This window comes from Mesorhizobium hawassense, assembly GCF_003289945.1.
Lineage (GTDB): Bacteria > Pseudomonadota > Alphaproteobacteria > Rhizobiales > Rhizobiaceae > Mesorhizobium > Mesorhizobium hawassense.
In genome coordinates this window covers 107835-133260 of record NZ_QMBP01000001.1, presented here as the reverse complement: position 1 = coordinate 133260, position 25426 = coordinate 107835, and the positions used below count along the sequence as shown (strand labels likewise).

Here is a 25426-nt window from a genome sequence, read left to right as displayed (position 1 = left end):
GCATCCCCCTCACTGCACCAGCGGCGAGGATGCGCCGTCGATGGCAATCCCGACGATGTCCGCCCGGCCGACAAGCAGGGAGACGTATTGCGCCGTCGCCTGCCGGCTGACGTGCTCGGCCAGGTAGGACGCGATGCGTTCCCGCACGGCCTCGAACGGAAGCTGGCGGCCATCGATGCGCCGCGTCAGGCGAATGAGGTGGACGCCGTAGCGCGTCTCCACCGGCTGCGAGATATCGCCTGGGACGAGATCGATGAGAGCGGCCTCGAATTCCGGGGTGGTGTCGCCAGGCCCGATCTGACCGAGGCTGCCACCCAAGGTTCCCGACGGGCAATCCGAGCAATCTCGCGCCAATGCCGCGAAACGCTCTGGAGCAGTTGCCAGAGTAGATCTCAGCGACGACACCCTTTCACGCGCGGCGGCGAATGCTTCACGATCATCGTGACGAGCCGCTATGAGAATATGATCGGCTTCATAGAGAGGCGGCGTCATGAAACGGCGAAGATTATTTTCGTAGAAGCGCCGCAGCGTCTCCTCGTCTGCCTCGGGAACACGGACCTCGCGCTCGATCAGGCCGCGCACCAGCGCGTCTTCGATGGTCTCCCTGCGCCCATCCTGGTCCGTCCGCTGGTCGGCGGCGATATCGAGACGCCGGGCCTCCTGCAGGAGCAGTTCGCGGACGACGAGCGCACGGGTTGCGGCACGCCATCCCTCGCCGGGATTGCGGGCGGGAAAGTTTTGCACCTCGGCGGCGATCGCCTTGCGCGATATCGCCACGCCGTTGACGGTCACCGGCGGCATCGCCACAAGTTCACGAGAGGGTGCCGTGTCGGGAGTTGCGGGTCGGTGTTCGTGCGGATGTTCGGACGATTTGCGGCCGGCCGAATGATCGATGACGAGCGCGGTCATGGTCTACTCCGCGGGCTGGTGGGAAGGAGCGGCGGCGGGGCGCCGCACCGGCTCTGACGACCGCACAGGCACTGGCGCAGGTGACCGGCGGGCCGCGAAGCGCGTGCGCACGACCTGATAACCGGGACGGCCGAGATACCAGACCGGCGCGCTCCAGACATGAACCAGCCTGGTGAACGGGAAGACCAGGAAGATCGTCATGCCGAGCAGGAGATGCGCCTTGAAGATCGGGTTGACGTCGGCGACGTAGGCCGCGGCCGCCGGTTGCAAGGTAAGGATACCCTGCGCCCAGTTCATGAACTTCACCATCTCATGGCCGTCCATGTGACCGAGCGAGACGAAGATGGTGGAGAGGCCGAGCGTGAGCTGCAGCCAGAGCAGCAGCAGGATCGCGATGTCGCCTGGCGCCGACGTGTTGCGGATGCGCGGATCGAACAGCCGGCGATGGGCTAGAAGCGCGATGCCGATGAAGCAGGCGACACCGGCGATGCCGCCGGCGGTGATGGCAAGGCCCTGCTTGAAGCTGTGGGAAACGCCGAGCGCATCGAAGACCCAGATCGGCGTCAGCATGCCGACGAAGTGACCGGCGAAGATCACCAGGATGCCCACATGGAACAGATTGGAGCCCCAGCGCAGCTGGCGCCGACGCAGCAGCTGGGAGGAACCCGTCTTCCAGGTGTACTGCTCGCGATCGAAGCGGATCAGGCTGCCGAGCAGGAAGATGGTCAGGCAGAAATAGGGATACCAGCCAAAGAGCGCGGCGTTGATCGTGTCGGACATGGCTTCCTCCATCAGGCCGCATTGTTGCGCGCATCGCGATTGGCGGCGCGCATCTGGATTCTCAGCCGGTCGACGGTACAACTGTCGGTCGCATTCCCGGGGCCGAATGCGACGGCGGTCTCTTCCCAGGCAGCGTCGATGGCCGCAAGGTCGTCGGGCTCGTCGATTTCGGCAGTATCCACGACCACGGCAGGCTCGCTGACGATCGATCTTATGGCCGTGAACACGGCGGCATAGCCCGCGTTGCGCTTGGCGAGCCGCTCTTCGAGCAACGAGAAGATGTGGGCGGTTTCAGCGAGCAGGCCGCGCGCCTCCTCAAAGGGACGAACAGAGAGAAACTCGAGGAAAAGCGGGATGAAGTCGGGTAATTCGTTAGCCGCGACGTCAAGCCCGCCACGGCGGTAATGTTCGACCAGGTCAACCATCGCCTGGCCGCGATCGCGGCTCTCGCCGTGGATGTGCTCGAAAAGATGCAGCGAGTGGCGGCGGGTCTTGTCGAACAACTCGACGTAGCGCTCCTGGAGATCGTAGAGATCCAGGGTGGCCAGATCGGCAAGCAAGGGCTGCAGCCGCTTGTCTGCTTCGTCCGATATCAGTCCCTCGTCCGCGATCGCTGTGGTGATTTCCGGGATCGCCGCGGAAAGTTCCTCGGTCGGATAGGAAAGCAGCGCCGAGAGCGCCTTGAAGGTCCTGTTCGAGAGCATCACGCGATCTCCATCGGGTTTGTCGGCCGCTTGGTCTGCTTGGTGCCGAAGAGGTTGGTCTCGGTGGAGCCGCCCGAGCAACCGTTGCCGAAGGAGAAGCCGCAGGAGCCGCGCAGGTCCTGGGCGTCCTCGCTCCATTCGCGGTGCGATGTCGGGATGACGAAACGATCCTCGTAATTGGCGATCGCCATCACCTTGTACATTTCGTCGATAGCCGAGCCCGTCAGGCCGACGCGCGCCGCGATCGACTCGTCGAGGCGGCCGTCGATCGTCTTTGCCCGCATGTAGCTTCGCATCGCCAGCATGCGCTCGAGCGCGAGAGCGACAGGCTCCTCATTGCCCGCCGTCAGCAGATTGGCGAGATATTGGAGCGGAATGCGCAGGCTGCGTACGTCGGGCATGTCGCCGTCCAGGCCCATCTTGCCGGCGGCCGCCGCCGACTGGATGGGCGAGAGCGGCGGCACGTACCAGACCATCGGCAGCGTGCGGTATTCCGGGTGAAGCGGAAAGGCGATCTTCCACTCCATCGCCATCTTCCAGATCGGCGACACGTTGGCCGCCTCCAGCCAGTTGTCGGGAATCCCGTCAGCACGCGCCTGGGCGATGACGGCCGGATCGTTCGGATCGAGGAAGACGTCGAGCTGCGCCTGGTAGAGGTCCTTCTCCTGCGGCGTGCTTGCGGCCGCCTCGATACGGTCGGCGTCGTAGAGGATCACGCCGAGATAGCGGATGCGCCCGACGCAGGTTTCGGAGCAAACCGTCGGCTGCCCCGCCTCGATGCGCGGAAAGCAGAAGATGCACTTCTCCGATTTGCCCGACGACCAGTTGTAGTAGATCTTCTTGTAGGGGCAACCGGAGACGCACATGCGCCAGCCACGGCACTTGTCCTGATCGATCAGGACGATGCCGTCCTCCTCGCGCTTGTAGATCGCGCCCGACGGGCACACCGCCGCGCAGGCCGGGTTGAGGCAATGCTCGCACAGTCGCGGCAGATACATCATGAAGGTGTTTTCGAACTGGCCGTAGATGTCCTTCTGGACGCCCTCGAAATTCACGTCCTTCGACCGCTTCTCGAACTCGCCGCCGAGGATCTCCTCCCAGTTCGGTCCCCATTCGATCTTCTCCATCCGCTCGCCGGTGATGGCCGAGCGCGGGCGGGCGGTGGGGAAAGCCTTCGATTCCTTCGCCGTGTGCAGATGCTGATAGTCGAAGGTGAACGGCTCGTAATAGTCGTCGATCTCCGGCAGATCAGGGTTCGCGAAGATGTTGGCGAGGATGCGCCACTTGGCGCCCATCTTCGGCTCGATCTTGCCATTCTTCTTGCGATGCCAGCCGCCGTTCCATTTCTGCTGGTTCTCCCACTCCTTGGGATAACCGATGCCCGGCTTGGTCTCGACATTGTTGAACCATGCGTATTCGACGCCCTCCCGGTTGGTCCAGACGTTCTTGCAGGTGACCGAGCAGGTGTGGCACCCGATGCATTTGTCGAGGTTCAGCACCATCGCGATCTGAGCGCGGATCTTCATTCTGCGGCCTCCTTGGGAGCCTGGGCTTGCAGGGGTTCCTCGAGCCAGTCGACGGCCGCCATCTTGCGGACGACGATGAACTCGTCGCGGTTGGAGCCTACGGTTCCATAGTAGTTGAAGCCGTAGGCTTGATGGACGTAGCCGCCGATCATGTGCGTCGGCTTGAGCACGGTGCGCGTCACCGAATTGTGGATGCCGCCGCGGTTGCCGGTCAGTTCGGAGCCTGGCGTGTTCACGATCTTCTCCTGCGCATGATACATCAGCATCATGCCCTGCTTGACGCGCTGGGAGACGACGGCGCGGGCCGTAAGCGCTCCGTTGGCGTTGAAAACCTCGACCCAGTCATTGTCGACGATGTCCGCGGCCTTGGCGTCGATCTCGGAAATCCACACGACCGGACCGCCGCGATTGAGCGTCAACATCAGAAGATTGTCGGTGTAGGTGGAGTGGATGCCCCATTTCTGATGAGGGGTGATGAAGTTGAGGACGATTTCCTTGTTGCCGTTGGACTTGAGCCCCTTGACCGGAGCGATCGTCTTCAGGTCGACCGGCGGCTTCCAGGTGACGAAGCCTTCGCCGAAGGCCCGCATCCACAAATGGTCCTGGTAGAGTTGCTGGCGCCCGGTCAGTGTGCGCCATGGGATCAATTCGTGGACGTTCGTATAGCCGGCATTGTAGCAGACCTTCTCGCTCTCGATGCCTGACCAGGTCGGCGAGGAGATGATCTTGCGCGGCTGGGCCTGAACATCGCGGAAGCGAATCTTCTCGTCCTCCTTCGGGATGGCGAGATGAGCATGCTCGCGGCCCGTCGCCTTGGAGAGCGCCTCCCAGGCTTTCACCGCGACCTCGCCGTTGGTTTCCGGCGCGAGCATCAGGATGACTTCGGTCGCGTCGATATCCGTCTCGATCTTCGGCAGGCCCTTGGCGGCGCCGGCGGGCTGGACGCCGTTGAGCGCACCCAGCGCCTCGACCTCATGCGCCGTCTTCCAGTTGATGCCCTTGCCGCCATTGCCGACCTCGGTCATCAACGGGCCGAGCGCGGTGAAGCGGGCGTAGAGGTTCGGATAGTCGCGCGTGACGACCGTTACGGCCGGCATCGTCTTGCCGGGGATCGGTTCGATCTCGCCGCGCTTCCAGTCGGCGACGTCGAAGGGCTGAGCGATCTCGCCGGGTGTGTCGTGCTGGATGGGCGTGAGGACGACGTCCTTCTCCACCCCCAGCACCTCGGGCGCGACCTCGGAAAAGGCCTTGGCAAGGCCCTTGTAGATATCCCAGTCCGAGCGCGCCTCCCACGCGGGATCCACCGCCGCCGACAGCGGGTGGATGAAGGGATGCATGTCGGAGGTGTTGAGATCGTTCTTCTCATACCAGGTCGCGGTCGGCAGCACGACGTCGGAGTAGACGCAGGTCGTCGACATGCGGAAGTCGAGCGTGACCAGAAGATCGAGCTTTCCGCGCGGCGCCTCGTCGTGCCAGACGACCTCCTTGTTGCGCACCTTGCCTTCGGCGCCGAGATCCTTGCCCATGACGCCGTGCGTGGTGCCGAGCAGGTGCTTGAGAAAGTACTCGTGGCCCTTGCCAGAAGATCCCAGGATATTGGAGCGCCACACGAACATGTTGCGCGGCCAGTTGGCCGGATCGTCCGGATCCTCGCAGGCGAGGTCGAGATCACCGGACTTCAGTGCCCCCGCCACATAGTCCTTGACCTCGAGGCCGGCCGCCGAGGCGCGCTTGGCGATGTCGAGCGGATTCTGTTTCAACTGCGGCGCGGAAGGCAGCCAGCCCATGCGCTCGGCGCGAACGTTGTAGTCGATGAAGCTCTGGTTCCAGTCCCCTTCGGGCGCGGTCGGCGACAGGATCTCCGCCGCCGTCAGGGTCTCGTACCGCCATTGGTCCGTGTGCGCGTAGAAGAAGGACGTCGAATTCTGGTGGCGCGGCGGGCGCGCCCAGTCGAGCGCGAAAGCGAGCGGCGTCCAGCCCGTCTGCGGGCGCAGCTTTTCCTGGCCGACATAGTGCGACCAGCCGCCGCCCGACTGGCCGACTGCGCCGCAGAACACCAGGAGGTTGATGATCCCCCGGTAATTCATGTCCATGTGGTACCAGTGATTGAGACCGGCGCCCAGGATCACCATCGAGCGGCCGTTGGTCTTTTCGGCATTGGTGGCGAACTCGCGCGCCACGGTGATGATGGCGTCCTTCTTCACCCCGGTGACGCGCTCGGCCCAGGCCGGCGTGAACGGCACGTCGTCATCGTAGGAGGCCGCGACATTGGCGCCGCCGAAGCCGCGGTCGAGGCCGTAATTGGCCATGAGCAGGTCGTAGACGGTGGCGACCTTCACCGGCCCATCGGCGGCCTTGATCGTGCGAACCGGGATATTGCGGGTAAGGATCTCGCCATGCTCGGTGGCCACGAAGTGTTCCGTTGCCCGACCTCCGAAATATGGGAAGTCCACGGCCGAAATATCGGCGCCTTCGCCGGCAAGGGAGAGCTTCAGACGGACGTCCCGCCCCTTGCCGTCCTTTTCCTCGAGGTTCCACTTTCCTTGCTCGCCCCAGCGGTAGCCGGCCGATCCGAGGGGCGCGACCAGCGCGTCCGTTACCTCGTCGATCGCGACGGTCTTCCATTGCGGATTGTTCTTTTCGCCGAGAGCTCTGGTGATCTCGGAGGCCCGCAGCAGGCGCTCCGGGACGAGCCGGCCGTCGCGCTCGGCAAGGCGCACCAGGAAGGGCATGTCGGTATAGCGCCGGGCGTAATCGTCGAAATAGGCGACGCTGCGGTCGAGGTGATATTCGCGAAGGATGACGTGGCCCATGGCGAGCGCCAGCGCGGCGTCGGTCCCCTGCTTCGGATTGAGCCAGATGTCGGCGAACTTCGTCGCTTCGGCGTAGTCCGGCGAGACGACCGCGCTCTTGGTGCCCTTGTAGCGCACCTCGGTATAGAAATGCGCGTCCGGGGTACGCGTCTGCGGCACGTTCGAGCCCCAGACGATGATGAAGCCGGCATTGTACCAGTCGGCGCTCTCGGGAACGTCGGTCTGCTCGCCCCAGGTTTGCGGTGATGCCGGCGGCAGGTCGCAATACCAGTCGTAGAACGACATGCACACGCCGCCGAGCAGCGACAGATAACGCGAGCCGGCGGCATAGGAGACCATCGACATGGCCGGGATCGGCGAGAAGCCGATGACGCGGTCGGGACCGTGCTTGCGGGCGGTATAGGCGTTGGCGGCCGCGATGAGCTCGTTCACCTCGTCCCAGGTGGCGCGCACGAAGCCGCCATGGCCGCGGATCGAGATATAGGACTGGCGCTTGTCCGCGTCCTCGACGATCGAGGCCCAGGCCGCGACGGGCGTCATCTTGGCGCGGGCCGCCCGCCACAGCTTCAACAGCCGGCCGCGGATCATCGGGTATTTTACCCGGGCGCCGGAATAGAGATACCAGCTGTAGGAAGCGCCGCGCGCGCAGCCGCGCGGCTCATGGTTGGGCAGATCGGGCCGCGTGCGCGGATAATCGGTCTGCTGCGTCTCCCAGGTGACGATGCCGCCCTTGACGTAGATCTTCCACGAGCAGGAGCCGGTGCAGTTCACACCATGGGTGGAGCGCACGATCTTGTCGTGCTGCCAGCGCTTGCGGTAGCCGTCTTCCCAGGAGCGATCCTCGTTGGTCACGATCCCGTGGCCGTCGGAGAAACTGTCGACGGTCTTGCGAAAGAAGGTTAGCCGGTCGAGAAAATGCGACATTGATTTTTCCCTAGTTATTCGGCTGCGGCCGGATGGACGGGCGCGCCGCGCTTGGCGCGTTCGATGTCGTGGAGAAGGCCGCCTTTGCGGGTATAGACAGCCCAGGTGATGCCGACGCAGCTCACGTAGAACAGAAGGAACGCCCACAACGCGGCGTTCGGTGAGCCCGTGAGCGCGATCGAGGTGCCGTAGCTCTTCGGGATGAAGAACGCGCCGAAGGCCGCGATCGCCGAGGTAAAGCCGGTGATGGCCGCGGACTCCTTCTCCGCCTGCTGGCGACGCGCTTCCGCGTTGGCCTTCGGCAACAAGCGGCCCATCTCCTTGCCCATGATCACCGGGATCATCTGGAAGGTGGAGGCGTTGCCGACGCCGGTGGCGAAGAACAAGAGCAGGAAGGCCGCGAAGAAGCCCGCGAATGCGCCCGGCTGATCCTTGACGCCGATGAACCACAAAACCCCGGCAACGCCCGCGATCATCAGCACGAAGGCAAAGAAGGTGACGCGCGCGCCGCCATATCTGTCCGCAAGCCAGCCGGAGCCCGAGCGCGAGAGGGCGCCGACGAGCGGGCCGAGGAAGGCATACTGGAGCGCGTTGACGTCCGGAAACAGCATCTTCGTGAGCAGCGGGAAGCCGGCCGAATAACCGATGAAGGATCCGAATGTGCCTGTGTAAAGCCAGCACATGATCCAGTTGTGGCGGCGCTGGAAGATCACGGCCTGTTCGCTGAAGGACGCCTTGGCCGATGCGATGTCGTTCATGCCGAACCAGGCGGCAAAAGCCGAGACCACGATGAATGGCACGAAGACGAAGCCGGCATTCTGCAGCCAGAGCGGCGCATCGCCGGTCGCTCCCTTGACCATGGCCGGATCGCCGCCGAGCCAGCCGAATATTCCGGTGGTGATCGCCAGCGGCACGACGAACTGGACGACGCTGACACCGAGATTGCCGAGGCCGGCATTGAGCGCAAGCGCATTTCCCTTCTCCGCCTTCGGGAAGAAGAAGGAGATGTTGGCCATGGAAGAGGCGAAGTTGCCGCCGCCGAAACCGCAGAGCAGCGCGAGCATCAGCAGCACGACATAAGGCGTGTCGGGGTTCTGCACCGCATAGCCGATGCCGACCGCCGGGATGATCAGCGACCAGGTCGTAAGCGTCGTCCAGAGCCTGCCGCCGAAGATCGGCACCATGAAGGAATAGAAGATGCGCAGCGTGGCCCCAGAGAGTCCGGGCAGAGCGGCAAGCCAGAAGAGCTGATCCGTGGTGAAGGTGAAGCCGACGAGCGGGAGCTTGGCGACGACGACCGACCATACCTGCCAGATGGCAAATGAAAGCAGCAGCGCCGGGATCGAAAGCCACAGATTGCGCTTGGCGATGCGGCGGCCGGTTTGAGCCCAGAAGGTTTTGTCCTCCGGACGCCAGTCAGTAAGGGCACCGCCCGTTCGGGCCTTTGCCACGGGCTCGGGCATGTCCTGCATTTCGGGGAAAGGCGGCAGCTTGGCGAGGGCCTCGCCAACCGTTCCGCGCTCCATCTGGCGGATGGCCATATGCATCCAAAGCAGCGCGCCGGCGACCAGCAGGAAGAGCGCCATGAAGCAGCTCGTCCAGAGGCCGGTCAAGTCAAGCAGCAAGCCGAACAGGATCGGCAGCACGAAACCGCCGAGGCCGCCGATCATACCGACGAGTCCGCCGACCGAACCGACATGGTCGGGATAGTAGACCGGGATGTGCTTGTAGACGGCGGCCTTGCCGAGAGCCATGAAGAAGCCGAGCACGAAGATCGTGATGATGAAGCCGAAAAGGCCCATCTCGATGTGAAAGGAGGTCGTCGTGCCGTTGACCCCGTGCACGATATAGTCGGTCGGCGGATAGGACAGGATGAAGGTCGCCACCACCGAAACGAAGAAAGTCCAGTAGAGCACGCGGCGGGCGCCGAAGCCGTCCGAAAGGTGTCCGCCATAGGCGCGAAACAGGCTCGCCGGCACCGAGAAGAAGGCGGCGATCATGCCGGCCGTCTTGATGTCGAGGCCGTAGACGTTGATGAGATATTGAGGCAGCCAGAGCGCGAGCGCGACAAAGGCGCCGAAGACGAAGAAATAGTAGAGCGCGAAACGCCAGATCTGCACGTTCTTCAGAGGCTCGAGCTCGAGCCAGGCGCTTTTCGGCTTGATGCCGGATCGCCGGCGTTCGACGATGACCGGGTCGTCGTCCGTCGTGAACCAGAAGATGGCGGCCATGACGACGAGGGCCGCTGCCCAGACCTCGGCCACGGCCTGCCAGCCGAAGGCGACGAGCACGAAGGGGGCGAGGAATTTGGTGACCGCGGCACCGACATTGCCCGCACCGAAGATGCCGAGCGCCGTACCTTGTTTTTGCGGCGGGAACCAGCGCGACACATAGGCGACACCGACCGAGAAGGAGCCGCCGGCGATGCCGACGCCGAGGGCCGCGACCAGCATCTGCGGATAGGTGTGAGCATAGGACAGAAGGAAAGTCGCTACCGCGGCCGCGAGCATGTTCAGCGTGAAGACGATCCGGCCCCCGAAGCGGTCGGTCCAGATGCCAAGCGCGACTCTGAGCAGCGAACCCGTCAGGATCGGCGTGCCGACAAGCAGGCCGAACTGCGTCTCGCTGAGGCCAAGTTCCTGGCGGATGCGAATGCCGATGATGGAAAAGATGGTCCAGACCGCGAAGCAGACCGTAAATGCCGTCGTGCTTGCGCCCAGGATTTGACCGGACTTCGGAAACGCGGTTGTTTTCATTGTCGGCAGCCTCTTAGACGATTGGCCTCATCGGACTCTCGCCCGCTCAAGGCCAACATGACCAAGCCGGCATCATCTGGCATTGATTCAAATCAAGGCATGCCGTGACATTTGTCACACACGATGCGGAAGCAACGGGAAGGCCTCAAATCGGAGACGAACATTTGGATGAAATGACGTATGAGGGCGTGGCGCCGGAGGAGCTGCCGTTGTTTCGGGGGTTACCCGTATCCCGCCGGACCGATTTGATGCGACATGCCATGGTGCACAGCGTGTCCTCAGGCACCGTTCTGTTCGAACAAGGCGAGGTACCGAACTTCCAGCTGATCGTGCTGGCAGGGTCGGCCCAGCTGTTTGGGCGATCGGCCGGAGGCCGTGAAGTCTTGATCGAGGCTGTCAGAGCCCCGGATCTCGTCATCCCCGCCGCCGTCCTGACCGGCGCGCCTTATCTCATGCAGGCCCGAGTGCCAGAGCCTTCGCGGTTCTTATTGATTCATGCGGCAGCGTTTCGCGCGGCGGTGGAAGAAGAACCGTTGCTGGCACATGCGGCAATCGGAAGCCTCGCGGCGCAATTTCGACGCATGGTCCGGCAGATCAAGAACCTCAAGCTGAGGAACTCGACCGAGCGCGTCGGATGCTATCTCCTGGCCCTGTCGAAGCGGCAGGGCACGCCGGATCGAGCCGTCCTGCCATTCGAGAAGACGCTCATCGCCTCCGAGCTCGGCATAACACGCGAGTCCTTTTCGCGTGCACTGTCGAGCCTGGGAAAGTCAGGCATCAGGGTCGACGGCCAGACGATCGAAATTCTCGATGCGGCCCGCGTCGCCGCCGCATGCGCTCCCGACCCGCTCATCGACGGGACGGACGGTGAGGGCTTTGCAGTCTGATTGTTCGTCGCGCCTGGTCCGGTCGTAGTCAACCTGAGCTGGCAAGGGATTTGCCGCAGGTGCCCGCCCCAACCTTTTGTCGGGACTGGCGATGATACCGGCCGTGGCTGGATGAATCCTCCTGCCGCGAACGCCCAGGTCGCATAAGTCGAGGGCACAAATGCAAGGCCGCTGTGGTTCCCGATCATGCCAGCCATGATGGCGACCGGCATGATTGGAATGCAGAAGCATGACCGCATTAACAGCAACTTTTGCCTTTTCCCTCCGCGACAATGCCATTCGCCTACACCAGCATCGCCATAGCGTCCGCAACGATCGGTTCCCCTGAACCCGATCCAGTCGCCGATGACGTCCGCTATCATTGCGAAAGCAGACTTCAGGCTGGCCATGCTTTGCCGAATCCGCTCCGCTGCGCTAACCTGACAATATGCGCAATCGCTGATGAACCATTTCGCTGAGGGGGCGAAGATCTATGGAGATGCAGCAGGTCCGCTATTTTTTGGCCCTGTCGAACACGCTGAATTTCACGAGGGCGGCTGAGGAATGCAATGTAACTCAGCCGGCCTTGACGCGTGCGATCAAGACGCTCGAGGACGAGCTGGGCGGCGAGCTCCTTCGCCGGGAGCGTCAGCACTCGCATCTCACGGAACTTGGGCGGCGTATGCTCCCACTGCTGCAGCAGTGCTACGACGCGGCCACTTCCGCCAAATCCCTTGCCAAGGCCGTGCAGAGCAGCGAGGTCGCGCCGCTCAACGTCACCATTTCCAACAGCGTCAACATCGCGCTGTTGGTTTCCACGTTCACAGAGCTGTTTCGGGCCTATCCGGGCGTGCATCTGAAGATCAATCGCGGTTCCCCCGGTGCTGTCATAGAAGCGCTTAAGGAAGGCCAGGCCGAACTGGCGGTCGCCGGGCCCCTGGGGCAGGCTTGGGATCGACTCGATGTTTGGCCGCTCTTCCAGGAAGGAATCGAGCTCGCGGTAAATGCCGATCACCCGCTGGCTCGCCGCAACGAAGCCGATGTCGACTTGAGCCAGCTAGCGGCGGAACCGGTGCTGAGCCGGATCTATTGGGAGACGAGCGAGGAATTGTGGCGTTGCCTTTCGGCGAAGGGCTACACGCCTCGAACCGCTCACGAGGTAGAAAACGATCAGGATTTGCTTGCATTGCTGGAAGCCAATGTCGGAATCGGCTTTGTGTCGCTGACGTCGCCGCGATCCGCCAACAGCCGCCGGCTCAAGCTTCGTGATCTCGACGTTTCGCGCATCGTTTCCGTCTACGCGGTTGCCGGCAGGCTTCGCTCACCGGTCGCGACAACACTGCTCAATCTTTTGAGGGCGGCTGACTGGTCCACATTCGGCGTCAGCGAGCCAGCTTGAGCGACGCGATCAAGTCGTCAATGTCCATGCGCCGGCGGTAGTCGGGATCCACAAAGCGATGCGTGATGATGCCGTCGGTTCCGACGATGAAGGTCGCTGGGATCGGGAGGAACCAGCTGCTGTTACCTTGGTAGTTGGGGACATCGAGGCCCAGCCCCATCAATCGTTCCATCTCGGCCCCGACCCAGATCGCAAGATTGAGGGACAGCGCATAGCCGTTGTCCATGTCGATCAGGAAAGGAAATTGAGCGCCGACTGCCGTCTTCATGGCTTTTGCGAATCTGCGCCGCTCCGGGATGATCGCGACCACCTGGCCTCCGAGTTCGGAAATCTGGCGCTGCACCTCGACAATCCCGATGGCGTTCAGGCGGCAATAGGGGCACCAATGTCCGCGCTGAAACGTGATGACGGCCGGTCCCTTGGCGAGGATCTCCGCCAGGCTGACAAGCCTGCCCTCCTCGTCGGGCAGCAGGAAGCCCGGCATGGGTTCGCCTGGGCTTGGCGCCATGGCGCCTGCCCCCTGTCTCTCGAGCCGTTCGACCAGCCGGTCCACGGCGTCCGCGAACTCCGAATTCAGTCGTCGAACCGCCGCGGCGACGACCGCCAGACGCTCGTTGAGGGGCGCATCGAGTTCGATGGCGGCCTGGACGGACTGCTCGAATGTCATTGCCTGGTCGTCGACGGCCATTTCTGCACTTTCACCGGTCGCACGCAGGCTACCACCAAAGTCCCTCGGCAATTGCCATGCTTTTCGTGCATCGTTTCGATGCCCTGCGTGCATCGGCCCGGCGAGAGGTTCATGTTCCATTCGCCGCGCCGGTTCAGCCCGTTACATCATGTTCCTGATGTCGGCCGAAAAAGTAGGAAACGCGCAGACCATCTCGGACAACGCCCGCGCTGGTATGCCATGCTTCATGGCGAGCGCGAACATATGGATGAGCTCCTCGCCGGAATGACCTACCAGATGAGCCCCGACGATCCGGTCGGTGGTTTCCTCGACGATGATTTTCGACCATGCCACCGTTTCGGCATATGTCCTTGCGGAGAGCCATTCCCGCATGTCGTTGGTGTGGACCTTGATGCGAAGACCGAGCTCCTTCGCCTTTGCTTCTGTCAAGCCGACGCCGGCCACCACAGGGACGCTGTAAAGCGAGGCCGGCACGCAGCTGTAGTCGGGCCGATGCTTCGGTCCTTCGGTGATGTTGCGGCCGACGATGCCCCCTTCATAGGTCGCGATCGGGGACAATTGGGGGGAATTCCACACGGCGTCGCCGCAGACATAAACGTCGGGGTTTGAACGCGAGCGCAGACGATCGTCGATCTCGATACGGCCCTCGCGATGCACGACAACGCCGGCGCCGAGATCGAGGCCTTCGACATTGGCCATGCGCCCTGCGCAGTTGACGACCCGGTCCGCTTCCACCACGCGTTCGACGCCGTCCTTGGCGAAACTCACCCGCAATCGTCCATTGGACTCATCGATCCTTTTGACCCAAGCTTTGGTATGGATGCCGATACCCAGCCGCTCGCTTTCTCCCCGAAGCTGCGCAACCGCGTCCGCGTCGAAGCCCGCGAGCAGTTGCGGCAGCGCCTCGATGACCGTGACGTCCACGCCAGCGCGCGCGTAGACGTGGCCCAGCTCGAAAGCGATGACGCCACCCCCGACAAAGACCACGGCGCAAGGCAGCTCCGGATCGTTCAGGACATCATCGGAAATGGTCAGGAGCTCAGCGCCTGGAATCGGCAAGGGACGCGGTCTGGAACCGGTGGCGATGACGATGTTCTTGGCCTCGAGCTCCCGATCGTTGACGCGGATGGCATTGCTTCCGATGAACCTCGCCTCACCGGAGATTACATCGACACCCCGCTTGTCCATCAATCGCGATACCCTGAGCGGTATGTCCCGGATTACTGCCTTCTCGCGTTCGATCAGAGCGCGCCAATCGAGGTGAGGCCGGTCGACCCGGATCGCATGACGATCGGCCTTGCCGATTTCATCGAGCGCGTGGGCCGCGGCGACCAACACCTTCTTCGGCGTGCAACCCCGATTGGGACAAGTGCCGCCGAGATCGCGGGCCTCTACCATGGCGACGGAAAGTCCCGCCGCACGCGTCGCGACAGTCACGCCCATCCCAGCGTTGCCGCCGCCCAGGATCACAACGTCATATTTTTCCATCGCAGCGCTCCGCCGCTAGTGAAGCTTGATCCGGGGCCTGGCGCGCCTGGCGATCATCTCGCCGATCGAAGCCAGTGCCGTCTTCGTCAGGCCGTGCACCGCCTTGAGATGCATCTTGTGCAGCGAGCGATACACGAGCCTGGCAAGCAGCCCTTCAATCTTGAGCCCGCCAATCAGGCTGCCGAAGGCGCCGTAGTCCGCGAGAGACACGAGAGACCCATAGTCCCGGTAGCGGAAAGGCGGTGCGGCTTTTCCCGCGAGGCGCGCTGCAACCACCTTCACCAGGTGATCGGCCTGTTGATGAGCCGTCTGGGCGCGCGGCGGCAAGGCCCTTTCCTCTCCGGGCAGAACGCAGTTCGCGCAGTCTCCCAGGGCGAATACGTGCTCGTCTCCTACGGCACGCAAGGTCTCGTCCACGATCAAGCGGTTGATCGGGTCGGTCGCTAGGCCGTCGAGAGTCGTTAGGAAATCCGGCGCCTTGATCCCGGCCGCCCAGACCACCAGCTCGGCAGGAACAAACAGTTTCTCGCCGAGCCGGACGCCCTCCTGTGTCACTTCGGTGACCTTGATGCCACACCGGATCTGCAGGCCCAGCTTGATCAGCAGTCGCGCCGAAGCTTGTGCCATTTGTTCCGGAAGCGCGGGCAGGATGCGCGAGCCGGCCTCGACGATTGTGATGCGGATCAGCTTTTCGAAATCGATGTTGTCGAGATTGTGCGAAGCGATCTCGCGCATCGACTTGTGCAATTCGGCTGCCAGCTCCACGCCCGTTGCCCCGGCTCCGACGATGACGCAATGAAGCTGCCCGGGGGTCAACTGCTCGTATTGCGCATTGGCGCGCAGGCAAGCGTCTATCATGCGCCTGTTGAAGAGGGCAGCCTGTTCGGCGGTATCGAGCGCAATCGCGTGGAGGGCGGCGCCCGGCGTGCCGAAATCGTTGCTGAGACTGCCGACGGCCATGACCAGAGTGTCATAGCCAAGGACACGCGGCGGTATGATCTGCCTGCCGTCGTCGTCGAAGCTGGGCGCCACGAAAATCTGGCGCTTTAAGCGATCGACGCCGACGACCTCGCCGATGCGGTATCTGTAGCGGTTGCGACTGGCATGGGCGATGTATTCGACCGCGTCATGCGACGCGCTGAGCGCGCCGGATGCCACCTCATGCAGGAGCGGTTTCCAGATATGCGTTCGATTGCGATCGACCAGGGTGACCGAGAGCCGTCCTTTGCCGAACCTGCGGCCAAGACGTGTCGCGAGTTCCAGACCGCCAGCGCCGCCGCCGACGATGACCACGCGGTGCAGGGATCTGTCGTGGTGCGAGGGTGTTTCAGGGATCTTGCGAAAGAGCGCGGCGTTGTCGGCAAGCACCGCTTCCGGAATGAGGCGCAGTCCCGGAGTCGTGAGCTGCATCGGGATTCTCCGTCTTTGTTCGGCGTTCACTCTTGCGACTCGTGGATGACGATGCCCTGCAGCATGTCGACCTCGCACTCCCAGGGCTTCTCCGTCAGAACGCGCTTTCCGTGCTCGTATCCAGCCTGCCAGCGCGTGCGGATGCCCGCGCGAGTGAAGTCGATATCCTTGGTATGATCCTCGCCGTCGAGGCGTGGAGAGAGCAACCGGACAAGGTGCATCACCGATCGGCAGCCATAGGATGCCAGCTCCTTGAACATCGGATCATCACGACGCTCTTCGGGAACAAGCCGTCCCATTTCGCGCACGACGTGGCGCAGCCGGTGCAGTTGCTCCTGCCGCGCCACATGGCTTCGGCCGCGGCTTGCATATTGAAGGTCCTTTTGCCGTCCCATCACCTGCCAAATCGACTTCGGCTCGGTGGCACGAGGCTGCCACATGTTGACGGCGAAGATCAGCGCATCGCGGCGCGGACGCGCGTCGAGCACGACCTCTATGGGTGTGTTGGAATAGATGCCGCCGTCCCAGTAGGGCTCACCGTCGATGCATACTGCCGGGAACGCCGGCGGCAAGGCGCCCGACGCCATGATGTGCGCCGCCGACAGAGTCATGTCGCGCGTGTCGAAGTATTTGAGTTCACTGGTGTTGACGTTGACCGCGCCGACCGTAAGCCGCGTGTGGTGGGCGTTGAGGTAGTCGAAATCGACCAAGTTGCACAGAGTCCTCTTGAGCGGATCGGTCGTGTAATAGGACGCGTTCTCGACACCAACTTCGCGGTTCACGCCGAACATTGCGCTAGGGTTCGGCTCGAAGAATCCCGGTATGCCGCACATCACCGTGCCCATATTGGCAAAGATGTTGCTCGGAACCATCATCCGGAAAAACTCGTCGAACGGACTGCTGCGGCTGACGCCGTCCCAGAATTCCTGAAGCCTCGGCAGGCGATCCTCGCGCCGGTTTCCGGCAATCAATGCGGCGTTGATGGCTCCGATCGAGGTGCCGATAACCCAATCCGGTTCGATCCCGCCTTCGCACAGCGCCTGGTAGACGCCGGCCTGATAGGCGCCGAGCGCGCCACCGCCCTGCAGCACCAGCACGGTCTGGTGCTGGACAGCAGCGTCGGTCGCACGACCATGCTCCGGCAGAGGTTCGGACGTAGACGGATTCCTGGTGATCTTGTTCACGGTCGTCTTGCTCCTCGTTGCCGGCTTCAATGGGCGGTCCAACCGCCTTCGATCGGCATGACGGCGCCGGTGATCGAGGCCGCGTCGTCGGAAGCCAGGAACAAGCAGAGGGCGGCAACCTGCGCCACGGTGACGAACTGCTTGGTCGGCTGGGCCGCCAGCAGCACGTCCTTGATCACCTCCTCCTCGGTGATCCCTCGGGCCTTGGCAGTATCCGGGATCTGTTTTTCGACCAGCGGGGTCAGCACGTAGCCGGGGCAGACCGCGTTGACCGTGATGCCCTGTTCGGCGACTTCCAGCGCGACCGTCTTGGTCAGGCCGGCCACGCCGTGCTTGGCGGCGACATAGGCGGATTTGTAGGGCGAGGCGACGAGGGCGTGGGCGGATGCTACGTTGATGATACGACCCCATCCACGCGCCTTCATCGCCTGCAGCGCGCGCCTTATCGTATAGAAGGAGGACATCAGGTCGATCGCGACGACCGCTTCCCATTTTTCGATCGGAAAGTCGTCGATCGGAGCGACATGCTGAATACCCGCATTGTTGACCAGAATGTCGACCGAACCGAATTCGGCGATGGCCTTGTCCATCATCTCGGTGATCGCGCCGCCCTTGCTCATGTCCGCACTGTCGTAGCGGACGGTGACCGCATGGTCGGCGGCCAGCTTCGCCCTCATAAGTTCGATCTCGGCGGCATCGCCGAAGCCATTCAGGACGATGTTGCAGCCCCGGGCCGCGAAAGCCTCGGCGATGCCCTGGCCGATGCCGCTGGTCGAACCGGTGATGAGTGCTGTCTTGCCATTGAGCATCGTCGCATCCTTGTGTTGAGCCGCTGGCGAATGCCGGCGGTTTGCCGTCGACGGGGCTGCAGGGGCCCGGTCCTGATCTGAAAACCAGTATGGCGAGCCGGTCCGGGCCGCGGAAATGCCGTTGAGACATGGATTCGATAGCTGGCGGTCAGATCGACGCGCCCAAGGCATCAATCCACCGATCGGGTTGTTTGACGCAAGGGCAGCTAGTAGTATCGCCTGGCAACGCGTGGTCGCGCCGTGCGCGCGCCCGATGAGGGAGCGTGGCAGTGGAGATCAGCCAGGTCAGATATTTCTTGGCCGTCGCCAAGGAGTTGAATTTCACCAGGGCGGCCGAGCAATGCAACGTCACGCAGCCGGCGCTGTCGCGCGCGATCAAGCTGCTGGAAGACGAGTTTGGCGGGGCGCTGTTCCATCGTGAGCGTCGTTTCACTCACCTTACGGAGCTCGGCCGCATGGTCGAGAGCTACCTCGAGGGCGTCTTCGAGAATTCCCGACAAGCAAAGCAGATCGCCGAGCAATACGTGAACCTGAAACGGATGCCGCTCAAGGTCGGCATCATGAGCACGATCGCCCCCGACGAGATCATCGAACTCATCGCGGCGGTGCGCGCGCATCACCCTGGCGTTGAGCTGCACCTTTGCGATGCCGATGCCGTAAGCCTGAGACGAAGGCTGCTCGAGGGCGACATCGAAGCCGCCATTTATGCATTGCCCTCCAACGTCGCTGACGAAGAAGTGCACTCCCTGCCGCTGTTTCAGGAGCAGATGGTGATGGCCGTTCACCTGGCTCATCGCCTTGCCAACCAGCGTGTGGTGCGGGTGAAGGATATGAGCAACGAAAGCTACATCCATCGCAACAATTGCGAGTTTGCGGGCTACGCGGATGCGATCCTCGCGGAGCAAGGCGTGACGGTCAGTCCCGTCTACTGGAGCGATCGTGACGACTGGACGCTGGCGATGATCGCCGCCGGGCTCGGCTTCGGATTCATGCCTGAGCACACCGCCAAGCATCCCGGCGTGGTGCCCTTGCCGATCACGGAGCCGGAATTCTGGCGCGAGGTCAATCTCGTGACGGTGCGCGGTCGCAGACATTCACCGGCGGTAGGCGCATTGGTGCGAGAGGCAACGCAAAAGAAATGGTTCGGCGAGCGGGCGAAGGCACTGTCCGCCGCCGAGTAGCAACGCCAACCTATCCGCGCCTGCCCGGCATCGGATCCGGCAAAGTCCCGCAGCTCAGTCTTTCTTCACCGTCGAGGTGACGGACTGGATGACCTCGGTGGCCATCTTGAACTGCGGCGCACGGTCGGTAATGCCATGCCGCTTGGCGATCCAGTCGAAATCGCTGTAGGCGGCGTAAACCGAACCGTCGGCGGTCTGATAGACCAGCACCCGCACCGGCCAGTCGAGCCCGGCTTCCGGATTGGACGTGATGAAGGTCGTGCCGAGCGCCGGGTTGCCGAACATCACCAGCCGCGACGGCCTGACGTCATTGCCTGCATTCTTGCCGAGCTGTGCCTGGTCGATGACACCGAAGAACTTGATGCCCTTCTTGAGGACATCCTTCTTGATGCGCGCGACGGTCTCGGCGACGGAATAGCCGCTCTTCACCGTGACGACGCCATCCGAGGCGGCGGCCGGAAGGACAAGCGACATCAGCAGGGCGGCGCCGGCAAGCAGGGCCTTGAGGTGGTTAGCCATTTCAGTCTCCTTGATTGGGTTGCGAAGTTTCATTTGAGTCTCACGTCCTCGGCCTTTGCAGCACACGCGCGGTCATGATCGCACCAGCAAGAACCGCGGAGAGCACGCACACGCACGCGGTCCAGCCGGCGCGATCGTAGAGCTGTCCAATGACGAAGCTGCCGGCGAGCCCGCCCGCATAGTAGGACGCGAGATAGATGCCGCTGGCGGCGGCGCGATCGCGCGAGGCGGTCCGGCTGACGTGTCCTGTGGCGATTGCCTGCGCCAGGAAGGTGCCGATGGCGACGAGTGCCATCCCAGCAAGAACCACCGGAAGCCTGGCCGCTAGCAGCAGAAGCAGCCCGACGATCGCCAGTCCGAGCGTCGCGCCGATTCCGCCTCGCGGACCGAGACCCGCCGCGACGCGCCCGGCGAGCGGTGTGGTCAGCATCGAAGGCAGGAAGACAAAATACACCAGACCCAGCGCCATGGGCGACAGCGACAGCGGCGCGGCGACGAGCTGAAAGTTCACATAGGTGAACGTGCCTATGAAGACGAACAGGATCAGGAAGCCGATCGCGAAGCAGGCGCGCAGCTCGGCATTGCTCAGCGGACCTTTCCAGGCTGCGCGGGCGGGCCCGCCCGCCGTGTCGGCACGCATCATTGCGGATGTCTTTTGCAGCGTGAACCAGACTAGAGCGGCGCCGAACAGGTTGAGAGCGGCGAACGTCAGGAAGTTGGTGGATATCCCGAACGTGTCGGCGACGGCGGCCGACATCAGCCGGCCGAAGAAATTGCTGGCGACGTTGCCCGTTACATAAGCAGCAAGCGCACTCGTCGTCTGCCGCGCGGAAAAATGCTCGGCCAGGTAAGCCATAGTCAGCGTGAACGCGGTCGACATGCAGAGGCCCTGCATCACACGCAGCAAGGCAAAGACCACAATGTTGTCGGTCTGGGAAAGCAGCGTCGTCGGAATTGCCAGAATTGCCAGGCTGATCCAGATGCCATTGCGGCGATCGATGCGGCGGCCGAAAAGCGCGACCGCAATACCCGCCACCGCCATGCCGAAGGTGCTGGCATTGACGGCGAAGCCCATGGTCGCGCGGGTGACGCCAAATTTGGTCACCAGCGAAGGCAGGATGGCCTGAGTGGCGAACAGGTCGACGAGCGTCAGGAATGCGATCAGAGCGACCAGGCCGAACCGCCAGCTGTCGGCAGCCACCATGCGAAGCCGCGTCGGTTCTGAATGTTCACTGGTGGTCATGACAGGCTCCGTGCCCACGCGTCCCCGGCAATCGCCCGAGGACGCGCATTCTGGTTGCTGATGCGGGATCTGCTGTGGCCGCGACGGGCAGCTCACATCATATGATCGTCATGCATGGCGGGCGGCAGGACGTCGGCGGAATAGAGGACGGCAGGAACCTTGCCGTTGTTCTTCCACCAGTGGGCGAGTTGGCCGAACTCGGCCGTCACGTCGCCGGCGGGATGTTCGATGCCAACCTTGCAGGTGCTGCGGTATTCGGTGATCGAGCCCTCGACGACCAGAATATTGGCCGGGCGCACATTGTGCTCGTGCCACGGCACGACGCCACCGGGCTGAACGACGAGCTTGCGCAGGCGCAGCATATTGCCTTTCCAGGCCTCGCCCTTGCTGCTCAGATCGATCGCCGAGAGGACCGTGTCGGTAACGCCGACCGGTTTGCTGGGATGCTCCTGGATGTCCGTCGTGGCGGCTTGGCCGGCTGGACAATCACCGGCGTAAACCGGGGCCACGGAAAACGCGGCGGTCGCCGTGAGAAGACCGAGCGTCAGCGCCAGCTTCATCGGCGCCTGCAATGCGATAGTCCTGGAAACCATGTGTAATTCTCCTTTGTCGTTGCCCAATCGCGGGAGGCGGGGCATGGAAGGAGAGTGAATGGCGCCGAGAAGAAAGAGAAATGCTGACTGGCTCTTAAATCGATACCTGAAAACTATGGTGGATGACCGAACCAATGCCAGCGTGCCGCCACGATATTCTGGCGGCGTTCGCTTTCATCTCGACTTGTCTATGCAGCCGTTTTCGTGACCGACAGATCGATGCCGCTTTGCGGCCAGCTGTGGGCCTTGACGCTTTTGACGAACGTCGACGTCGCCGGTGAAAACCGACGGCCTGCGACCACCACCAGCGAGACCTCGCGCCAAACTTCGGGATCGATGACGGGCCTGATCTGCAGCCCCGGGATAACTGCGCTGAATTCAGGGATGAAGCAGATGCCAAGTCCGCCGGAAACCATGTTCTGGATCCAGTCTTCACGCTCACTGGCGTAGGAGATCCTGAGCTTCACGCCCCGGTCGCTGCACAGACCTGCAAGGTGATCGCGATATTCGCAATTCAGTCGCCTGAGATAGTTTTCCCCGTCGAGTTCCGAAATGGCGACATTGTCGTTGCGTGCCAGCCGGTGGCCGTTGGGAAACGCCAGGACGAAGCGTTCGCGGTAGAGCGGAGTGACGTCGAAACGTTCCGGAAAACTGTTGCTCGAGGCCATGATGGCGACGTCGATCTCGCCCGCCTCAAGCAGCTGCGAAAGCGATGCCGGCACCCCCTCCACCAACTGCAATTGGATGCCCTGCTGGCGCCTGTTGAAATCCGTCAACAGACCGGTAAATCGACGCGGACCGATGGTACACATGACGCCGACCTTGAGGTTGGCGTTTTCCAGGCAAAGGAACCTCGAGGCCTCCTGCCGAACACCGGTCAGTTCATCGAGGATCTGCTGGAACCGCGGGCGCAGCAATGCGCCTAGATCCGTCAGGTGAGTGAGGTTCCGTTCGCGCCGAAACAGCAGGCCACCAACTTCATCCTCGAGCTGCTGGATCGCGCGCGACAATGCCGGTTGAGTGACGTTGCACCTTTCGCCGGCACGCGTGAAATTCCGTGTATCGCAGACGGCCAGGAAATAACGGATATGGTGAATGTCCATGCGGCTTGTCCCCCAACTATAAAGAAGAAAGTGCGGACTCGAACCCTGCCGCAAAGCACTCCATCCCGCCAATGCATGGGGGCTATAAAGACGATAGCGTTTCGTCATGGCAGATGGCGGGCCGAGGCCCGCCATCTGAACGTCAAGCCGATACTGGCCGTTCGGGACGGTCAGCTGTGATGACCGAGAGCGAAGAGCTGGGCGCAGAACTGAGCATGCGGCTTGCTCATGGCGGCGTCGTTGCATTCCTTCATCATCGAGACCTGCATCCCCTTCGGCGTGGCTTTCCACGCCGTCTCGAAATCGGCGCTCGACTTCATCGTCTTCATGCCGGAATCGGCGAAGAAGGGCTGCATATTGGACGGTTCGTCGAGAACTCCGGCGAACGCGACCCCGCCGACAACCGAAAGGGCAAAAGCGCCGACGCAGATAGCTTTGATATTCATGATGGGAACCTTCTCTGGAGTTATGCAGTCGCCCCTTTTGACGACTGCGCTGAACGACCGGCAGCATTTTGGAACTCTGTAGTTCCCGCTTGCCGAGATGGACTTTGCTTTATTCGACGCTCAACTCGCCAATGCCGTCTGCGAATGGAGGTTATGCCGGTTCTGCATTCCAAGAGTGCTCGACGAGCCCGCTAATTGTCTCCGCCCAAAGCAAGCGCGTTGGCGCAAAATTTGGCGTGGCGCCTGCTCATCGCCGGGTCGCTGCACGCCTTCGTCATCTTGACCCGGTCATGCTTCGACAAGGCGAACCAAGCCCTCTTGAATCCGGCCATCGGTTTCATCGTCTTCATAGCGGCGTCCGTATAGAACGTCGGCAATGCGGCGAGGTCGCTGAAAGGGTCGGCTGACGCCGGGCTCGCACCAAGACCAATTGCAAGCCCAGCCACACGGGCCAGTTGTGTTCTCATCATTCATCTCCCGGTCCGGCAACGGCTCTGGTAACTGTGCCAATTGTGGCGACGCGTATCGCATCGCCTGGCCTGATCGGGATGCAGAGTGCGGCACGCGAAGACCGGCAGCCAATGCAATCTGCCTATGGACTTCATGCCACCTTGGCATTTCGGCTGAACGAGAAGATGCGGCAGTCTGTGTCCAGTCGCCTTGTTGACGATCTTGGGATGGAGACCAAACCATGCTTGCCCAGTCCCCGATGAGAACAGACCAAGCCGCCATGTCAGTGGCTGCTCTTGGCGCGGAAGACCTGACGATCGACATCGTGCTGGCAAACGACGCACATGGCGCTTTCGTCTGGGGAGTGCTCGATCGCCTGCTGGACGAGGCAAACTGCAGCGTCAGCGGCGTGACCGCGTCGGGCTTTGCCGCGATGGAGGCAGCGGTTTTTGCCTATGGGTTAAGTGTCGGCGGCAGGCGCGGCGCGAGGACGGCACTCGCCAATTTCTGGCGACGCGTCAGCCACGCCTCGGTTTTCGCCGATGACAGGGCCAGCCTGCTTCGATCGATCCTGGAGCAGTCCATCGATATCGAGCAAATTCGTGATGAAGGCTGCCCGGTGAAACTGGGCGTGCTGGCCGTCAACGCCCGCACGGATGCGGTGAGGATATTCACAAGCGACCAGCTGTCGATCAACGCGATCGTGGCGGCGGCCACGCTTCCTTTCCTCTCACTGCCTGTCGAGATCGACAACGATATTTATTGGGGTGACGGCGACGTTTTGCAGTCGCCGCCTGTCCTGTCGCCTGAAGCTTGCCATCGCCTGGTTGTCACCGGCAGACCTTCAGTTTTCACCACCTCGTGTCCGGATCGCAGCCCCACCCCCGGCCATTGCTTGACCAACTGCGCGCCCGTCCACACCATATTCGACAGTCGATACCGTGCCGGAGCCCCGCTGCTCCTGCGGCCCTGGATCGACTGGGGCGAGCTGGCCGACATGCGGGACAGGGGGCGGCTGCATGCGGCAGACTGGCTTGCCGCCGATCCTTTCCGCACTGAAGAAGCCCCGGCCTCCAACTGCGAAAGACCATACATCTAGGCGCCTCGCTCCCCGCCTAGCCGCCCCTGCTTCGCATACTCCCGAATGCAGGTGCCAAGCCCTCCGGTTCCCCGCCGGAGGGCTTTTTCGCGCCGAGTTCCAGAACATAGTGGCAGCGTATCAATTCCATGCCGAGACAGCATTTCAGCTCGGCATCGCAATCGGAGAGACTGATTTTGCAGACAGGCCCGAAGGCCGGTCTTTCTCTCGAAACGCCAACCAGGAGACAAGCCTGTGATCAACACCAAGACGCTTATCGGATCGGCCCTCGCTGCCGCCACTTCCCTTGCCGCGACAGCGGCCTACAGCGGCCCCGCCGCCAAGCCCGGCTTCGCCTTCGAGAAATGCTACGGCGTGGTCAAAGCCGGTCAGAACGACTGCCAGACCGCGACGCATTCCTGCGCCGGCACCGCGACGGCCGACAACCAGCCGGATTCCTGGCTCTACGTACCCGCCGGCAGCTGCGCCAAGATCGCAGGCGGCAGCGACAAGCCGAAAGCCTGAACGATCCAGACTTCGAACCAATCTTCCAGAAT

The 25426-nt window shown here is 62.6% G+C and carries 22 protein-coding genes; 5 read left to right on the top strand and 17 right to left on the bottom strand.

All coding sequences use genetic code 11. From position 1 onward, the window contains the following. Nucleotides 1-9: 9 nt before the first annotated feature. Genes DPM33_RS00620 through DPM33_RS00595 form a run of 6 tightly spaced genes read right to left on the bottom strand, consistent with a single transcriptional unit; the run spans nt 10 to nt 10412 of the window. Nucleotides 10-909: a peptidylprolyl isomerase gene (locus DPM33_RS00620; protein WP_112094975.1), complete on the bottom strand. Its 900-nt coding sequence runs from the start codon at nt 907-909 to the stop codon at nt 10-12. Nucleotides 910-912: 3 nt separating this feature from the next. Next, nucleotides 913-1689, bottom strand: coding sequence for a respiratory nitrate reductase subunit gamma (narI, locus tag DPM33_RS00615; RefSeq protein ID WP_112095838.1), 777 nt, complete (start codon nt 1687-1689; stop codon nt 913-915). 11 nt (nt 1690-1700) lie between these two features. Beyond that, on the bottom strand, nt 1701-2393 hold the full coding sequence (narJ, locus tag DPM33_RS00610; RefSeq protein WP_112094974.1) for a nitrate reductase molybdenum cofactor assembly chaperone: 693 nt from the start codon (nt 2391-2393) through the stop codon (nt 1701-1703). Continuing rightward, the gene (narH, locus tag DPM33_RS00605; RefSeq protein ID WP_112094973.1) at nt 2393-3919 is read right to left on the bottom strand and encodes a nitrate reductase subunit beta; all 1527 of its coding nucleotides are present in this window, start codon (nt 3917-3919) and stop codon (nt 2393-2395) included. The genes narJ and narH overlap by 1 nt, the downstream gene beginning before the upstream one ends. Beyond that, entirely contained in the window at nt 3916-7656 is a 3741-nt protein-coding gene (locus DPM33_RS00600) for a nitrate reductase subunit alpha (protein ID WP_112094972.1), read from the bottom strand. The genes narH and DPM33_RS00600 overlap by 4 nt, the downstream gene beginning before the upstream one ends. Before the next feature lie 14 nt (nt 7657-7670). Then, nucleotides 7671-10412 carry a nitrate/nitrite transporter gene (locus DPM33_RS00595; RefSeq protein WP_112094971.1) on the bottom strand — a complete coding sequence of 914 codons (2742 nt, stop codon included), beginning with the start codon at nt 10410-10412 and terminating at the stop codon, nt 7671-7673. 173 nt (nt 10413-10585) lie between these two features. Here DPM33_RS00595 and DPM33_RS00590 point away from each other — a divergent pair, with 173 nt between their 5' ends. After that, a complete protein-coding gene (locus tag DPM33_RS00590; RefSeq protein WP_112094970.1) occupies nt 10586-11299 on the top strand; it encodes a helix-turn-helix domain-containing protein in 714 nt (237 codons plus the stop codon). Nucleotides 11300-11771: 472 nt separating this feature from the next. Continuing rightward, the gene (locus DPM33_RS00585) at nt 11772-12677 is read left to right on the top strand and encodes a LysR family transcriptional regulator (protein ID WP_112094969.1); all 906 of its coding nucleotides are present in this window, start codon (nt 11772-11774) and stop codon (nt 12675-12677) included. Here the strand turns inward: DPM33_RS00585 and DPM33_RS00580 are convergent. From DPM33_RS00580 to DPM33_RS00560, 5 genes are read right to left on the bottom strand one after another with little or no spacing between them, the layout of a single operon-like run. Beyond that, on the bottom strand, nt 12661-13485 hold the full coding sequence (locus DPM33_RS00580; protein ID WP_342634304.1) for a peroxiredoxin-like family protein: 825 nt from the start codon (nt 13483-13485) through the stop codon (nt 12661-12663). The two genes, DPM33_RS00585 and DPM33_RS00580, sit on opposite strands and share 17 nt — an antisense overlap. Nucleotides 13486-13506: 21 nt before the next feature. After that, a complete protein-coding gene (locus DPM33_RS00575; RefSeq protein ID WP_112094967.1) occupies nt 13507-14853 on the bottom strand; it encodes a dihydrolipoyl dehydrogenase family protein in 1347 nt (448 codons plus the stop codon). Nucleotides 14854-14868: 15 nt separating this feature from the next. After that, a complete protein-coding gene (locus DPM33_RS00570) occupies nt 14869-16293 on the bottom strand; it encodes an NAD(P)/FAD-dependent oxidoreductase (RefSeq protein WP_245441940.1) in 1425 nt (474 codons plus the stop codon). Then, nucleotides 16290-17447: a patatin-like phospholipase family protein gene (locus DPM33_RS00565; RefSeq protein WP_112095836.1), complete on the bottom strand. Its 1158-nt coding sequence runs from the start codon at nt 17445-17447 to the stop codon at nt 16290-16292. The genes DPM33_RS00570 and DPM33_RS00565 overlap by 4 nt, the downstream gene beginning before the upstream one ends. A gap of 26 nt (nt 17448-17473) precedes the next feature. Then, nucleotides 17474-18256, bottom strand: a complete 783-nt coding sequence (locus DPM33_RS00560) for a 3-hydroxybutyrate dehydrogenase (RefSeq protein ID WP_112094965.1) — start codon at nt 18254-18256, stop codon at nt 17474-17476. 263 nt (nt 18257-18519) lie between these two features. Between DPM33_RS00560 and DPM33_RS00555 the strand changes: the two genes are divergently transcribed. After that, the gene (locus DPM33_RS00555) at nt 18520-19437 is read left to right on the top strand and encodes a LysR family transcriptional regulator (protein ID WP_342634303.1); all 918 of its coding nucleotides are present in this window, start codon (nt 18520-18522) and stop codon (nt 19435-19437) included. Between the two features lie 54 nt (nt 19438-19491). On the opposite strand, the gene DPM33_RS00550 is transcribed toward DPM33_RS00555, so the two are convergent. From DPM33_RS00550 to DPM33_RS00525, 6 genes are all read right to left on the bottom strand, one after another. Continuing rightward, entirely contained in the window at nt 19492-19956 is a 465-nt protein-coding gene (locus DPM33_RS00550) for a DUF302 domain-containing protein (protein WP_112095834.1), read from the bottom strand. Between the two features lie 40 nt (nt 19957-19996). Further along, complete coding sequence (locus DPM33_RS00545) at nt 19997-21199, bottom strand: MFS transporter (RefSeq protein ID WP_112094963.1); 1203 nt, start codon at nt 21197-21199, stop codon at nt 19997-19999. Between the two features lie 92 nt (nt 21200-21291). After that, nucleotides 21292-21792 (bottom strand): cupin, encoded by a 501-nt coding sequence (locus DPM33_RS00540; protein ID WP_112094962.1) that lies wholly within the window; start codon nt 21790-21792, stop codon nt 21292-21294. A gap of 188 nt (nt 21793-21980) precedes the next feature. Next, nucleotides 21981-22895: a LysR family transcriptional regulator gene (locus tag DPM33_RS00535; protein WP_112094961.1), complete on the bottom strand. Its 915-nt coding sequence runs from the start codon at nt 22893-22895 to the stop codon at nt 21981-21983. Nucleotides 22896-23065: 170 nt separating this feature from the next. Further along, nucleotides 23066-23341, bottom strand: coding sequence for a hypothetical protein (locus DPM33_RS00530; protein WP_112094960.1), 276 nt, complete (start codon nt 23339-23341; stop codon nt 23066-23068). A gap of 191 nt (nt 23342-23532) precedes the next feature. Continuing rightward, nucleotides 23533-23808: a hypothetical protein gene (locus DPM33_RS00525; protein ID WP_146770177.1), complete on the bottom strand. Its 276-nt coding sequence runs from the start codon at nt 23806-23808 to the stop codon at nt 23533-23535. 224 nt (nt 23809-24032) lie between these two features. Here DPM33_RS00525 and DPM33_RS00520 point away from each other — a divergent pair, with 224 nt between their 5' ends. Then, the gene (locus DPM33_RS00520; protein WP_146770176.1) at nt 24033-24890 is read left to right on the top strand and encodes a patatin-like phospholipase family protein; all 858 of its coding nucleotides are present in this window, start codon (nt 24033-24035) and stop codon (nt 24888-24890) included. A 234-nt stretch (nt 24891-25124) separates the two neighbouring features. Then, nucleotides 25125-25394 carry a BufA1 family periplasmic bufferin-type metallophore gene (locus DPM33_RS00515; RefSeq protein WP_095081018.1) on the top strand — a complete coding sequence of 90 codons (270 nt, stop codon included), beginning with the start codon at nt 25125-25127 and terminating at the stop codon, nt 25392-25394. The last annotated feature ends 32 nt before the right edge of the window (nt 25395-25426 follow it).

Coding starts and splice junctions, on each gene's coding strand:
- DPM33_RS00620 (WP_112094975.1), bottom strand. CDS start 909: ATGACCGCGCTCGTCATCGATCATTCGGCCGGCCGCAAATCGTCCGAA.
- narI (WP_112095838.1), bottom strand. CDS start 1,689: ATGTCCGACACGATCAACGCCGCGCTCTTTGGCTGGTATCCCTATTTC.
- narJ (WP_112094974.1), bottom strand. CDS start 2,393: ATGCTCTCGAACAGGACCTTCAAGGCGCTCTCGGCGCTGCTTTCCTAT.
- narH (WP_112094973.1), bottom strand. CDS start 3,919: ATGAAGATCCGCGCTCAGATCGCGATGGTGCTGAACCTCGACAAATGC.
- DPM33_RS00600 (WP_112094972.1), bottom strand. CDS start 7,656: ATGTCGCATTTTCTCGACCGGCTAACCTTCTTTCGCAAGACCGTCGAC.
- DPM33_RS00595 (WP_112094971.1), bottom strand. CDS start 10,412: ATGAAAACAACCGCGTTTCCGAAGTCCGGTCAAATCCTGGGCGCAAGC.
- DPM33_RS00590 (WP_112094970.1), top strand. CDS start 10,586: ATGACGTATGAGGGCGTGGCGCCGGAGGAGCTGCCGTTGTTTCGGGGG.
- DPM33_RS00585 (WP_112094969.1), top strand. CDS start 11,772: ATGGAGATGCAGCAGGTCCGCTATTTTTTGGCCCTGTCGAACACGCTG.
- DPM33_RS00580 (WP_342634304.1), bottom strand. CDS start 13,485: ATGGAACATGAACCTCTCGCCGGGCCGATGCACGCAGGGCATCGAAAC.
- DPM33_RS00575 (WP_112094967.1), bottom strand. CDS start 14,853: ATGGAAAAATATGACGTTGTGATCCTGGGCGGCGGCAACGCTGGGATG.
- DPM33_RS00560 (WP_112094965.1), bottom strand. CDS start 18,256: ATGCTCAATGGCAAGACAGCACTCATCACCGGTTCGACCAGCGGCATC.
- DPM33_RS00550 (WP_112095834.1), bottom strand. CDS start 19,956: ATGGCTAACCACCTCAAGGCCCTGCTTGCCGGCGCCGCCCTGCTGATG.
- DPM33_RS00545 (WP_112094963.1), bottom strand. CDS start 21,199: ATGACCACCAGTGAACATTCAGAACCGACGCGGCTTCGCATGGTGGCT.
- DPM33_RS00540 (WP_112094962.1), bottom strand. CDS start 21,792: ATGGTTTCCAGGACTATCGCATTGCAGGCGCCGATGAAGCTGGCGCTG.
- DPM33_RS00535 (WP_112094961.1), bottom strand. CDS start 22,895: ATGGACATTCACCATATCCGTTATTTCCTGGCCGTCTGCGATACACGG.
- DPM33_RS00530 (WP_112094960.1), bottom strand. CDS start 23,341: ATGAATATCAAAGCTATCTGCGTCGGCGCTTTTGCCCTTTCGGTTGTC.
- DPM33_RS00525 (WP_146770177.1), bottom strand. CDS start 23,808: ATGAGAACACAACTGGCCCGTGTGGCTGGGCTTGCAATTGGTCTTGGT.
- DPM33_RS00520 (WP_146770176.1), top strand. CDS start 24,033: ATGCTTGCCCAGTCCCCGATGAGAACAGACCAAGCCGCCATGTCAGTG.